This is a genomic window from Rhizobium sp. SAFR-030 (genome assembly GCF_059415005.1).
In genome coordinates, this window is sequence record NZ_JBPFDO010000004.1 from 46,807 (window position 1) to 59,911 (window position 13,105).

The following is a 13,105-nucleotide window of genomic DNA, read 5'->3' on the forward strand; positions in this document are numbered from 1 at the left end:
ATGAACTTCTCCGCCTGGTCGATCCGCAATCCGATCGCACCGCTACTGGCCTTCGCGCTGCTGCTGTTCATGGGCATCCAGTCCTTCAACAAGCTGCCGATCACCCGCTTCCCGAACATCGACGTGCCGGTGGTGTCGATCATCGTCGCACAGAGCGGCGCCTCGCCCTCCGAGCTCGAGATGCAGGTGACGAAGGAGATCGAAGACGCGGTCGCCTCGATCAGCGGCGTCGACGAGATCACCTCCACTGTCAGCGATGGCCAATCGCAGACGGTCGTCCTGTTCCGCATCGAAAAGCCCACGGACGAAGCCGTCCAGGATACCAAGGACGCCATCGACCGCATCCGCGGCGACCTGCCGGCGGCCGTCGAGGAGCCGATCGTTTCGAAGGTCGACGTCGAAGGCCAGGCGATCCAGACCTTTGCCGTGTCTTCCGCCGACATGACGCTCGAAGAACTGTCGTGGTTCGTCGACGACACGATCAAGCGAGCCCTGCAGGGCCAGCCCGGCATCGGCCGGATCGACCGCTACGGCGGTGCCGACCGCGAGATCCGCGTCGCGCTCGATCCGGACAAGCTGAATTCCTACGGCATCAGCGCGCCGGACGTGAATGCTCAGCTGCGCTCGACCAATGTCGACCTCGGCTCCGGCCGCGGACAGGTGGCCGGCAATGAGCAGACGATCCGCACGCTCGGCGATTCCCGCCGGGTCTCCGATCTTGCCGACACCACCATCGCGCTGTCGAGCGGACGCTTCGTCAAGCTGTCGGAGCTTGGCACCATCACCGACACCTATGAGGAGCCAAAATCCTTCTCGCGGTTCAACGGCGAGCCGACGGTGACGTTTGCGGTCTTCCGTTCCAAGGGCTCCAGCGAAGTCTCGGTCGCCGAGACGGTCGAAACCGAGCTCGCGACGATCCGCGAAGGCCATCCGAACGTCAACATCCAGATGGTCGACGATTCCGTCTACTTCACCTACGGCAACTACGAGGCGGCGATCCACACGCTGATCGAGGGCGCCATCCTCGCCGTCATCGTCGTCATGCTGTTCCTGCGCAACTGGCGCGCCACGCTGATTTCCGCCGTCGCCCTGCCGCTGTCGGCGATCCCGACCTTCTGGGTCATGGACATCATGGGGTTCTCGCTCAACCTCGTGAGCTTCCTCGCCCTGACGCTGGCGACCGGCATTCTCGTCGACGACGCGATCGTCGAGGTGGAGAACATCGCCCGCCACATCAAGATGGGCAAATCACCGTACAAGGCGGCGCTGGATGCCGCCGATGAGATCGGGCTGGCGGTCATCGCCACCAGCTTTACCATCATCGCGGTCTTCGTGCCGGTCTCGTTCATGCCCGGCATCCCCGGCCAGTACTTCATCCAGTTCGGCCTGACCGTCGCCTTCTCGGTATTCTTCTCGCTGCTTGTGGCGCGTCTCATCACGCCGCTGATGGCGGCCTACCTGATGCGCGCCGAAGACGCGATGGACGATCACCACGACAATGACGGCTGGCTGATGAAGGCCTACACGCGCCTGGTCACCGGCACCACCAGACGCTGGTACATGCGCTATGCGACGCTTGCCGGCGCCATCGTCTTCCTGATCGGCTCCATCATGCTGCTCATGCAGGTGCCCGGCAGCTTCCTGCCGCCGGAAGATTCCTCGCGAATCGTGCTGGCGGTGGAACTGCCGCCGAACGCGACGCTGGACGAGACCGCCGCCACCTCGACGAAGATCTACGACACGATCAAGGGTCTCGACGGCGTTGAAAGCGTCTTCGTCCTGGGCGGTGCCTCGCCGAAGGGCGATCTGGAACTGCGTCTTGCAACGGTGCGCGTCATTCTCGGCACGCTCGACCATTCGCTGGTCCGGACCCTGGTCAACAAGGGGCTCGGCTCCCTGCCCCTCATCGGCGAGCATCTTCCGAAGCTCCCGACCGAAGGCCGCGTGCGGCCGCAGTGGGAGATCGAGAAGGAGCTGTTTGCCAAGGTTCGTTCGATCCCCGATGTGCGCATCACCAAGCTCAACGACCGGGGCGAGCGCGAACTGTCGTTCAACTTCCTTGCCAGCAACAATGACGAGCTGAACGACGCCGTCGCCAGGCTGGAAAGCCGCCTGCGCGCCTCGCCGATCCTGGCGAACGTTTCTTCGGAAGGTTCGCTGCCGCGTCCCGAGCTGCAGATCCGTCCCCGCAAGGACGAGGCCGCCCGTCTCGGCATCACGCCGCAGCAGATCTCCGAGACCGTGCGCGTCGCGACCATCGGCGATGTCGATGCGGCGCTGCCGAAGATTGCCCTCGACAGCCGCCTGATCCCCATCCGCGTCCAGGCCTCTCTCGATCTGCGCCGCGACCTGCAGGCCATCCGTGCCCTGAGGGTCAAGACGGCAGGCGGTGCCACCGTGCCACTGTCGAGCGTCGCGGATGTCGACTATTCGGAAGGCCCAAGCTCGATCAAGCGCAACTCCCGCAACCGTGTCGTGTCCATTGGCTCCGACGTTCCCCAGGGGACGGCGCTGGACACGGCGACCGACGAGTTCCGCCGGATCGTTACCGAAACCAACCTGCCGCCGACCGTTCGCCTTGCCGAAAGCGGCGATGCGAAGATCCAGGGCGAGATGGTCCAGGGCTTCGCCAACGCCATGCTGCTCGGCCTGCTGCTGGTGCTGGTGGTGCTGATCCTGCTGTTCAAGGACGTCATCCAGCCCTTCACCATCCTGTTCTCGCTGCCGCTGGCCATCGGCGGCGTGGCGGTCGGGCTGATCGTCACCAACAACGCCCTGTCGATGCCCGTGCTGATCGGCATCCTGATGCTGATGGGCATCGTCACCAAGAACGCCATCCTGCTGGTCGATTTCGCCATAGAGATGCGCCGCCACGGACTGGAACGGGTGCATGCCATGGTCGAAGCCGGCCGCAAGCGTGCCCGGCCGATCATCATGACATCGATCGCCATGTCGGCCGGCATGCTGCCTTCGGCTCTCGGCGTCGGCGAAGGCGGCTCGTTCCGCGCGCCGATGGCGATCGCCGTCATCGGCGGCATCATCGTCTCGACGGTGCTGAGCCTGGTGGTCGTGCCGGCCTTCTTCCTGATCATGGACGACCTGTCGCGCCTCCTCAGCCGTATCTTCAGCCGCTTTGTCGGCAAGAAGGAGATCGAGGAGCCGGTGCTGTCCAGCGAGGAGCTGAGCCGCAACGCCCGCGACAGCGAACGGCAGATCGCCGCGCTGCAGGAACGGCTGAAGCAGGTCGAGGGGCAGGCGGCGAACGATCACGACGACCGCGGCACGCGGTCTGGCGGCAACAACGTTCTGCGCCTGCCGCCGCTGGCGGCGGAATAGGCCAGGGCTCGACCAGAACCAGACCGGCTTGATCTTGGTCAAGCCGGTCTGGTGTCCCGCATGCTACGCCATGTGCCAAAGACGGTTTGGGCGCCGTGGAGCATGAGGGACGCGGAGACGATGGCCGAAGGTCGGGCGAAGATACACAGTCGCGAGCGTAATCTGCTCGCCGCCAGTCCGCTGCTGCAGTCAGTATCGCCGCAGGCCGCCGCCCATCTCATCGACACGGCTCTGTTTACCACCCTGCCCGCCCGTTCGACCCTCTATGACGAAGGCGAAAGAGCCCGCGACTTCTATTGCGTGCTCTACGGCTATGTCAGGCTGTTTCGCACCGGCCGCGACGGCCGTCAGGCGGACCTGCGCATCTGCGGCCCCGGCGAGGTGTTCGCCGAATGTCTGATCCACGGCGGCGAGCGATACCGCACCTCTGCGGAAGTCGCCGAAACCGCAACGATCGCCAGCTTCGGGATCACCGACGTCCGCCGGCTTGCCGACCGGGACGCGACGGTGTCGAGCGCGATCAGTGCGCTTCTGTCGTCGCACCTGCTGACGATCATGGACTGCATGGCCAATGATCGTCTCTACACGGCGCCGCAACGGGTCGCCGACTACCTGCTGGCCTGCTGCCCGAGCGACGACGGCGCCGCCTCCATCCGCCTGCCCTACCAGAAGAGCCTGATTGCCGGCCTGTTGGGTCTGGCGCCGGAAGCACTGTCGCGGGCCTTCGCCAGCCTGAAGGCGAACGGCGTTACCGTTCGCGGCCGGATCGTGCAGATCGGCGACGTCGAGGCTCTCCGCAAGATCTGAGGGGCCGGATCCTTACGCGGTGGACAGCCCGCCCTGGGTCTCGAGAAACCGAACGATGTGGTCGACGCCTTCGCCGCGCTTCAAGTCGGTGAAGATGAACGGCTTGTTATCGCGCATGCGCGCCGCGTCGCGGTCCATCACGTCGAGATCGGCGCCGACATAGGGTGCCAGGTCCTTCTTGTTGATGACCAGCATGTCCGAGCGCGTGATGCCGGGACCACCCTTGCGCGGGATCTCCTCGCCCTGGCAGGTCGAGATGACGTAGATGGTGATATCGGCAAGATCCGGCGAGAAGGTCGCGGCAAGATTGTCACCGCCCGACTCGATGAAGATCAGGTCGAGATCGGGAAAACGCTCGTTCAGCCCGGCAATCGCCTGCAGGTTGATCGTCGCATCCTCGCGAATGGCAGTGTGCGGACAACCGCCGGTCTCCACGCCGACGATGCGGTCCGAGGAAAGAGCTTGCATCCGGACCAGCGCCTCGGCATCCTCCTTGGTGTAGATGTCGTTGGTGACGACGGCCACCGAATAGTCTTGGCGCATCGCCTTGCACAGCTTTTCCGTCAGCGCCGTCTTGCCCGAGCCGACCGGCCCGCCGATGCCGACGCGCAGAGGTCCGTTTGCCGATTTCATCTTGCATGCCCTTCATTCTTGTCGCGCCAGACTATCCGACCTGCTGCGCCGCACAAGCCGGCACCGCCGGCATTTCGCAGTTCAGGAACGAAACAGCCGCGAATGCTGCGTCTCATGCCGCATCGAGGCAATATCCGCCTGCACCGTCGAGGATCCCAGATCGTCGAGGGTAGAGGCGGCGGCCCGGGCGGCGGCCTCTACCACCCGGGCCTCCAGCTGTGCGAGCATCGCTACGCCCTGCTGCTGACCGCAAATACCAAGGCGGATGCCGGCCGACACGCCTTGCGAGAGCGCCGCATGCAGGAAGGCGGCGAGCGCCTGCTCGGTCGACACGCCATGAGCGGAGGCGACCGCACCGACGGCCACCGGAAAGGGACAATCGCGCGGCAGGCGCTCGAAGACTGCCTGCGGCCAGGCCCCAGCGGCTGACACGAAGGCGCGACCGAGCGACAGGGTTTCCAGATGCCGTTCCGTCGAGCCGGCCAGCGCCAGCCCAAGTTCCGACAGTTCCGCAAGCTGGCGCCCGTCATCTACGGCGCGCGCGGCACCGGCCAGCAGCACCGCGTCGTTCCACAGTGTTCCGGCCTCCAGCGTCGCCGAAAGCCAGCCGCGCAATCCCTCGGCATCCGTCACCAGCCGGTCATGCACCGCACGCTCCAGGCCGCTGGAATAGGCGAAACCGCCGACCGGAAAGGCCGGCGACAGCCATGCCATCAGCCGCAGCAGCGACTGCGTGTCGCGGGTTAAGCTCACCGCGGCTCAATCATGTTTGTGATGGGCGTGGTCATGCCCCGAATGGTCATGTCCGGAATGGTCATTGCCTGCGTGATCGTGTGCCGCGTGGCCATGGTCGTGGCTGCCATGCGAATGATAGGCGCCACGGGCCGGCTGGAATGGTTCCTCGACGTCGAGCACCGTGGCGCCGAGCCCCTGCAGCATGGAGCGGATCACGTGGTCGCGCAGGATGACGATCCGGTCGTCCTCGATCTGCGCCGGCAGGTGCCGGTTGCCCAGGTGCCAGGCGAGCTCGATCAGATGCAGCGTGTCGCGGGCCCGCACCTCGAACAGCTTTTCCGCCGCCGCCTTCACCTCCACCGTCTCGCCATTGTCGAGCACCAGCCGGTCGCCATCGTGGAACAGCACCGCCTCCTTGAGGTCGAGCATCACCATGTCGCCGTTCGACAGATGCAGGAGCTTGCGGCGAAGGTGGCGCAGGTCGTGGGGAAGCGTCACGGTGTCGATGGGCGGATCGGAAATCTCGCCGGCCGGGCGATAGCTGTGGACATGCTGCATGGGGTAGGTTCCTGTGATGATGCCCGCATCATTGCCAAGCGCGCCGGCCATGACAAGCGGTGATTGCCGATGCGCGGCAAAATCCGCGGCGCCCGTCCGTGCCGCATGCTGCCTGTCATTGGTGCAAATCAAGCGACCAGGCGAGCAACGGCGGCAGCGGCGTCCACCAGCCCGTACGGATGCCGGCCGTGCGCAGCATCGCACCCGTCCAGGTGTTGCAGCCGAGCAGCGCGTTGAAGCCGCCATTCGCCTCGAAGAACGCGTCGTACTCGCCGTAGGCCGCATCCGCCACCCGCTGTGGCTGACCGTCCTTGCGGGCAAAGCTGTCGCGGATCGCCGCAATCAGTCGCCGGTAGCCGTCGTCGGTCACCAGCAACCGGCGCACCGTCGGATCTGCGGGCGAGATCTCGCCAGCCAGATCCACATGCATGACCGAGCTGTCGATCGTTAGCGCCTTGAACAGCGGCACGGGCTTGAGCTCGCCCCAGGTCGGCGTCTCGATGTAGAAGGCACGCCCGCCCCAGCCGATGATCAGATAGGCAGCACCCGGATGGTCGATCTCAAATCCGAGCGGCCCGAGGTCACCGAGTTCCCGGCGCAGATCGTCGTCGAGCCGCAGCGCCAGGTCGGTATGGATCGGGTTGGAGAGAACCAGCACCTCGCGGGTGGCCGGACCCTCATTGGCGGAGGTTGAAAAGAGAGGACGTGGCACGAGCGTGCCGAGGATGACAGCGAGCAAGGGGATCGCAACGAGCAGCAGCAGCCGGCGGAAGATCTTCGTCATGGGGCCGACGTAGACCTCGCAATGCCTAAATGCAACCAAACCTCCGGGACGCTTCAGTCAAGGATCTCAAGCCGGCGCTCAATTCTTTGAACCTTGTCTCCGAGACGGTCCAGACGCAGGCCCATCTCCGCCACGCCTGCAGCGTCCGTCCGATAGTCCCGGCGCAGGCTCGCCAATCCGATCTCGATCCGCGTCAGCCGATGACAATGCTCCGACAGGGTGTCGCGCATGCCACGCAGGTCCGCACGAACAGCCAGCACATGTTCAAGGACAAGAGTGTTGATGTCTTCAGCCATGGTGTTACCCTGAGCGTCAGAGCCCAAGTCTACAACAAATGCCGGCGCCGACAATCAGGCAACAGAAGGAATAAGAGACCTGCACGCCTCAGTCTCTGCTTTCTCGCCCATGCCATACCCGCACCACGATCAGAGTATCCCGCGCCTCTTCCAGTCTGTAGCGAAGAACGTATGCGCTATTGCCGAAGGGGATGAAGAGCTGCCGGTCTCCAGTGCGTTCTCGCATCAGGGCGCCAATGTGGGGACTTTGCTGAAGGCGGTCGATAGCATTGTCGATGGCCAACATTGCCTTCCGCGCTGCTGAGGAATTCTGCCTCGCCAGAAAGCTGTAAAGCCGTCAATATCCTGATCGGCTTCGGGCAGAAAGCGTATCTTCACGCTGATCTTGCCTTGCGCCCCGCTTCATCGGCAAGCGCTCGCAATTTGGCCTGCATATCCTCACCAGAAATGCATTCGCCGGTTTCCAGATATCTCGCCCATCGGCGATCATCCTCGGCAAACTCGGCCTCCTGGCGCTCCACATCCTCCGCATGAAGCCGCAAAACGCCCTCAGCCAGTTCAGACACGGTCGAGCCTTCGCGTTCCGCTATGACAGCGAGACGCTTTTTCAAATCGCCATCGATGCTGACAGTCTCTTTGACGCTCATGACGACATCCTATCACAGACCATCAGCCTGCCAAAGGGGCGCTCAGAACAGGAAATACCGCTGCGCCATAGGCAGCACGGTTGCCGGTTCGCAGGTCAAAAGCTCGCCGTCGGCGCGCACCTCGTAGGTTTCCGGATCGACCTCGATATGCGGGGTGAGGTCGTTGAGGATCATCGACTTCTTGGAGATCCCGCCGCGCGTGTTCTTCACCGCCACCAGCTGCTTGGCAACGCCCAGGCGTCCGGCCAGACCGGCATCGAGCGAGGCCTGAGAGACGAAGGTGACGGACGAGTTGGTGCGGGCCTTGCCGAAGGCGCCGAACATCGGCCGGTAATGCACCGGTTGCGGCGTCGGGATCGAGGCGTTCGGATCGCCCATCGGGGCCGCTGCTATCATGCCGCCGAGCAGCACCATGTCCGGCTTGACGCCGAAGAAGGCCGGGTTCCACATGACGAGGTCGGCGCGTTTGCCGACTTCGACCGAGCCGATCTCGTGGGAAAGTCCATGCGCGATCGCCGGGTTGATCGTGTATTTGGCGATATAGCGGCGGACGCGGAAATTGTCGTTTTCGCCGGTTTCCTGTGGCAAACGCCCGCGCTGGCGCTTCATCTTGTCGGCCGTCTGCCAAGTGCGGATCGCCACCTCGCCGACGCGGCCCATGGCCTGGCTGTCGGAGGAGATGATAGAGAAGGCGCCGATATCGTGCAGAATGTCCTCGGCCGCGATGGTTTCCTTGCGGATGCGGCTTTCGGCAAAGGCGATGTCTTCCGGGATCGACGGCGACAGGTGGTGGCAGACCATCAGCATGTCGAGATGTTCGGCCAGCGTATTGATCGTGTAGGGCCTCGTCGGATTGGTCGACGACGGAATGACGTTCATCTGGCCGCAGATCTTGATGATATCCGGCGCGTGGCCGCCGCCGGCCCCTTCCGTGTGGAAGGCATGGATCGTGCGTCCCCTGATGGCGCCGATCGTGTCTTCGACGAAACCGCTTTCGTTCAGCGTATCGGTGTGGATCATCACCTGCACATCGTATTCGTCGGCCACCGTCAGGCAGCAGTCGATGGCGCCGGGCGTCGTGCCCCAGTCCTCGTGCAACTTGAGGGACGTCGCGCCGCCAAGCACCATCTCCTCGAGCGCGCCGGGAAGCGAGGCGTTGCCCTTGCCGGCGAAGGCAAGGTTCATCGGGAAGGCATCGGCGGCCTCGATCATCCGCGCCAGATGCCAAGGGCCAGGCGTGCAGGTGGTGGCGAGCGTGCCGTGGGCAGGGCCGGTGCCGCCGCCCAGCATGCAGGTGAGGCCCGACATCAGCGCCTCCTCGATCTGCTGCGGGCAGATGAAGTGGATATGCGCATCCATGCCGCCGGCGGTGATGATCTTGCCTTCGGCGGCTATCGCCTCAGTGCCCGGGCCGACGATGATGTTGACGCCCGGCTGGGTATCCGGATTGCCGGCCTTGCCGATCGCGACGATCCGCCCGTCTTTCAGGCCGATATCGGCCTTGATGATGCCGGTGTGGTCGACGATGACCGCATTGGTGATGACGGTATCGACGGCACCGTTCGCCCGCGTTACCTGGCTCTGGCCCATGCCGTCGCGAATGACCTTGCCACCCCCGAACTTCACCTCCTCGCCATAAGTGGTGAAATCCTTCTCCACCTCGATGAACAGTTCGGTGTCGGCCAGCCGCACCTTGTCGCCGACCGTCGGTCCGAACATCGAGGCATAGGCGGCGCGGGACATCTTGTAGGGCATGGCGATCAGGCTCCTTGGGAGACGGAGAATGCAATGTGCGGCGGCGGTCGCCCGAGGGCGCGGAGCGTAGGATGGGTGCGGCCGTCGAACAGCGCGGCTACATAAGGCGATGGCGGACGTCGGCTGCTATTCGACGCCTTCGGCAAGTTCCTTCAGCTCGGTCGTCCGGTTGCGGGTGACGCGCGCCAGACAGCCGAGGATGACCGCCTGGTAGAGACTGCCACCCCAGACGCTGTAGCCCGTCGCGTCGCACTGGGCGTCGCGATAGGTGATCCAGGCCCGCTGCGCCTTGGTCAGGTCGGCGACCGCGCCCCTGTTCGGCGCATCGATGTCGGCATCCCAGCCGGCAAGAACCTCCTTCGTCCTCGCCCACTGCTCGTTCAGCGCCTTGTCCGCCTCCTGGTATTCGAGGTCGGCGCACTGGTTGATGTCGGCCTGCGTCACCGCATCCTCGCAGTCGACCGAGGGCCGGTCCTCGGCGGAGGACGGACCGTCGATGAGCAGTACGCAGCCGCACAGGATCAGCATTCCAAGTCCGGTCTTCATCATCCGCGTCCCCATCCCGACATCCCCTTCACAGTCTGCCCATCACCTTCTGGCGGAAGCCGTAGACCTCGCGCTTGCCCGACAGCGGGATCAGCGTCACCTCGCGCGTCTGGCCCGGCTCGAAGCGCACCGCGGTACCGGCCGGGATGTCCAGCCGCATGCCGCGCGCCATGTCGCGATCGAAGGACAGTCCCGCATTGGTCTCGAAGAAATGATAGTGGCTGCCGACCTGCACCGGCCGGTCGCCGGTGTTGGAGACTTTCACCGTCAGCGTCGGCGCCCCGCTGTTCAGCTCGATCTCGCCGTCGGCGGCAATGATTTCTCCGGGTATCATGGCGAACTCCCTGTTGCTGCTAGGCGGCCTTGATCGGCGCACAGCCTTCTCTCAGAACCCGCCGCGTGGAAGCTGGATTGGCGATCAGCTTGGCCGCCGGGCGGACGGGGCGGCGCACGAATTCGCCGCCGCAATTCGGGCAGGCGCCGCTGAACACGTTCGTTACGCAATCGGCGCAGAACGTGCACTCGAAGGTGCAGATCATCGCCTCTCGGCTTTCCGGCGGAAGGTCCTTGTCGCAGCATTCGCAGTTGGGGCGTAAGTCCAGCATGGCTCGTTCCTCAGCGGATCGGTTCGTGGACGGTGACGAGCTTGGTGCCATCCGGGAACGTTGCCTCGACCTGGATGTCGTGGATCATTTCGGCGATACCCTCCATCACCTGCTCGCGGCTGATGACGTGCGCGCCGGCTTCCATCAGGTCCGCCACGGCGCGTCCATCGCGCGCGCCCTCGACAACGAAATCGGTGATCAGCGCGATGGCTTCCGGATGGTTCAGCTTGACGCCGCGCTCCAGCCTGCGACGGGCGACCATCGCCGCCATCGAGATCAGGAGCTTGTCTTTTTCGCGTGGGCTGAGGTTCATGTGTTCCCCGAATTCTGATGCTCAGATGTTCCAGACTTTCGGCACTGGCGCGCCATTTCGCAAGAGCGAAATGACCGAAACAAGAATTTTCCTGAGCGCGAAGCCGTCGGTCGCGGCGATCCGCACAACGAGCTTGTCCTGCCAGTGGCTGGCGCCGCAGTAGCCGTCATCGAGCAATCCAGGCAGGCGCGGCAACACAGCCTCCGCAAGAGGACCGGAATAGAAGACGGTGGCGAAGGCGACGCGCCCGGAAAGCACCGCCGGCCGTCTTCCGATCTCGGCGATCGGCCCTTCCATCCGGACCTCTTCCGCATGGATGAGTTTCCCGGCTCGACGGATCCGCCAGCGGTCACGGAAAAGGCCCTGCCTGGCTGCCTCGCCCATCGCGGTTCGCCCGAGGATGACCGCCTCGACGGCCAGGAACTCGGCATCGTGTGCCAGATCGACTGAAAGTTCGCGGGTCAGCGACGCACGGTCGAAGAGAATGCTTTCCTGCGGCAGCCAGCAGACGCGCGATCCCTCGCCCGCCGAAATGCGACTGGTGAGCCGCGCCGTATCGGCGGCCGCCTTGTAGATCTTCTCGTTGGCCTGGGTGGTGACGGTGACATCGGTGCCGGCGCCCGCCTGCAGCTCCCAATCGATGCGGTCGCCGCCGGTGAGCCCGCCGGAACTGTTGATGAGGATCGCTTCGAGCGAGGCGTCGAAGGTTTCAGGCAGGCGGATCTTGGCGCAGCCGTCCTGAAACAGTTCGGCGAGCCGCGAACGGCCCGCCGACTGCTTGGTTACAAGGCGCCCTTTGCCCCGAGCCCGCTGCGGCGCTGGTCGGTCGGCTGGCTGATGGTGCTGCTGCACGTGGTCCCCTCGACTGTGTCGGTCACCGAAGCGCCTTCGCCGCAGACCGAGGCGTTGACCTTGGTGGCCGGCGGAGCGGCCGTGGCGACGAGATCGGTCGCATCGGCTTTGCGGAAGAAGTCCCACATCCGCGGCGCCGGATCAACGTTCGGGTTGAAGCCCGGCTTCTTCGCCGTCGAGACCTTCATCACGCCGGCAGCCTTGCCGTCCGATGCCGCGGCGATGACCGCTGCCTTCGAGTTCGGCCTCGGCCAGTCGTGGCTGCCATTGGCAAATTCGTAAGTGGCGATGCGAACGCCGCTGTGGCAGGTGTCGTAGAGGCCGAAGGTCACGCCGTCGGCCGTCTCGGCCGTGCCGTTGCCCTTGCAGCCGTCGAGCTGTGTCCAGCGCTGCAGCGCCGTCTTGAAGCCATACTGCCAGTAGGGCTTGCCGCCGCCGGCATAGGGGTTGGCCTCGTCCTTGATGCCGGCAAATGCCATGATCGAGACCGGCTTGGCGGGCGTGCAGGTCGACGGGTCCGGAGCCCACTTACCGTCGCGGTTCTCGACCGGAACGCCGACGCGCAGCGAGTTGACGAAGCCGGCCGCGGCGAAATCTGACGCACCGGAGCAGAGATAGGCCGACAGCATGCGTCCGCCGCCCGAATAGCCGGAAGCGAAGATCCGGGCCGGATCGACGCAATAGTCCTGCTTCACCTTCTCGACGGCGGCGCGAAGGAATGCGACCTCATCCTGACCGCCTTCGCGCGACGTCACGCCCGGAACGTTCCAGGCAAAGGTGCCGGGCATGCTGCCGTCGAGGCTGCCCTGTGGGGCAAAGACGATAAAGCCTTCGCGCTCCGCCACCTTGTCCCAGGAACTGCGGCGCATCTGGCCGCGCGGAAAGCTGTTGGAGCCGTGCAGGTCGAAGACGACCGCCATCTTCTTCGCACCGTCATAGGACGGCGGAATATAGGAAACACCGTGGCGAACCTGGTCGCCGACAGTCAGACTGACATCGTGATAACCGCTATCGAGCGCCGTGCCGCAACCGGCCGCCTGGGCGACCGCAGCCGCACCAAGAAATGCCGCGCCAGTCGCCGTCAGACGGACAAGCGCGTGGAAGAAGGAAATGCCAAGCCGCATCAATCGCCTCTCGGGAAAGGAACATCATGTCCGTGCGATGGAAAAAACCGAGATCTGATTAGCATATTGCCAGATGCTGTGTAACCGCTCTTCTGAACAATGGCAGCCATGCGA

General features: G+C 64.5%; 15 protein-coding genes and 1 pseudogene. 2 read left to right on the forward strand and 14 right to left on the reverse strand.

The window, feature by feature from the left end; translation table 11 throughout:
* On the forward strand, positions 1-3,336 hold the full coding sequence (locus ACR65N_RS13110; protein ID WP_440457386.1) for an efflux RND transporter permease subunit: 3,336 nt from the start codon (positions 1-3) through the stop codon (positions 3,334-3,336).
* A gap of 102 nt (positions 3,337-3,438) precedes the next feature.
* Complete coding sequence (locus tag ACR65N_RS13115) at positions 3,439-4,143, forward strand: Crp/Fnr family transcriptional regulator (RefSeq protein WP_440457387.1); 705 nt, start codon at positions 3,439-3,441, stop codon at positions 4,141-4,143.
* A 12-nt stretch (positions 4,144-4,155) separates the two neighbouring features.
* Here the strand turns inward: ACR65N_RS13115 and ureG are convergent, their stop codons facing one another.
* The 14 genes and pseudogenes from ureG to ACR65N_RS13185 form a co-directional block, all read right to left on the reverse strand.
* Positions 4,156-4,776: an urease accessory protein UreG gene (gene ureG / locus ACR65N_RS13120; protein WP_440457388.1), complete on the reverse strand. Its 621-nt coding sequence runs from the start codon at positions 4,774-4,776 to the stop codon at positions 4,156-4,158.
* Between the two features lie 81 nt (positions 4,777-4,857).
* A complete protein-coding gene (locus tag ACR65N_RS13125) occupies positions 4,858-5,529 on the reverse strand; it encodes an urease accessory protein UreF (RefSeq protein WP_440457389.1) in 672 nt (223 codons plus the stop codon).
* Between the two features lie 6 nt (positions 5,530-5,535).
* A complete protein-coding gene (gene ureE, locus ACR65N_RS13130; RefSeq protein ID WP_440457390.1) occupies positions 5,536-6,069 on the reverse strand; it encodes an urease accessory protein UreE in 534 nt (177 codons plus the stop codon).
* A gap of 115 nt (positions 6,070-6,184) precedes the next feature.
* Complete coding sequence (locus ACR65N_RS13135) at positions 6,185-6,853, reverse strand: TIGR02117 family protein (RefSeq protein WP_440457391.1); 669 nt, start codon at positions 6,851-6,853, stop codon at positions 6,185-6,187.
* Positions 6,854-6,906: 53 nt separating this feature from the next.
* Complete coding sequence (locus ACR65N_RS13140) at positions 6,907-7,149, reverse strand: hypothetical protein (protein ID WP_440457392.1); 243 nt, start codon at positions 7,147-7,149, stop codon at positions 6,907-6,909.
* Between the two features lie 88 nt (positions 7,150-7,237).
* Positions 7,238-7,474, reverse strand: a pseudogene (locus ACR65N_RS13145) (type II toxin-antitoxin system RelE/ParE family toxin); the annotation flags it as partial.
* A gap of 49 nt (positions 7,475-7,523) precedes the next feature.
* Entirely contained in the window at positions 7,524-7,796 is a 273-nt protein-coding gene (locus ACR65N_RS13150; RefSeq protein ID WP_440457393.1) for a hypothetical protein, read from the reverse strand.
* Between the two features lie 42 nt (positions 7,797-7,838).
* A complete protein-coding gene (gene ureC, locus ACR65N_RS13155) occupies positions 7,839-9,551 on the reverse strand; it encodes an urease subunit alpha (protein WP_440457394.1) in 1,713 nt (570 codons plus the stop codon).
* Between the two features lie 126 nt (positions 9,552-9,677).
* Positions 9,678-10,100, reverse strand: a complete 423-nt coding sequence (locus ACR65N_RS13160; protein WP_440457395.1) for a lysozyme inhibitor LprI family protein — start codon at positions 10,098-10,100, stop codon at positions 9,678-9,680.
* 25 nt (positions 10,101-10,125) lie between these two features.
* A complete protein-coding gene (locus ACR65N_RS13165) occupies positions 10,126-10,431 on the reverse strand; it encodes an urease subunit beta (protein WP_440457396.1) in 306 nt (101 codons plus the stop codon).
* Between the two features lie 19 nt (positions 10,432-10,450).
* Complete coding sequence (locus ACR65N_RS13170) at positions 10,451-10,702, reverse strand: DUF1272 domain-containing protein (RefSeq protein ID WP_440457397.1); 252 nt, start codon at positions 10,700-10,702, stop codon at positions 10,451-10,453.
* A 10-nt stretch (positions 10,703-10,712) separates the two neighbouring features.
* Positions 10,713-11,015 (reverse strand): urease subunit gamma, encoded by a 303-nt coding sequence (locus ACR65N_RS13175; RefSeq protein ID WP_440457398.1) that lies wholly within the window; start codon positions 11,013-11,015, stop codon positions 10,713-10,715.
* A 21-nt stretch (positions 11,016-11,036) separates the two neighbouring features.
* Complete coding sequence (locus ACR65N_RS13180; protein ID WP_440457399.1) at positions 11,037-11,867, reverse strand: urease accessory protein UreD; 831 nt, start codon at positions 11,865-11,867, stop codon at positions 11,037-11,039.
* Positions 11,798-12,991, reverse strand: coding sequence for a CE1 family esterase (locus ACR65N_RS13185; protein WP_440457400.1), 1,194 nt, complete (start codon positions 12,989-12,991; stop codon positions 11,798-11,800). Before ACR65N_RS13185 ends, ACR65N_RS13180 begins: the two co-directional genes overlap by 70 nt.
* Between the last annotated feature and the right edge of the window lie 114 nt (positions 12,992-13,105).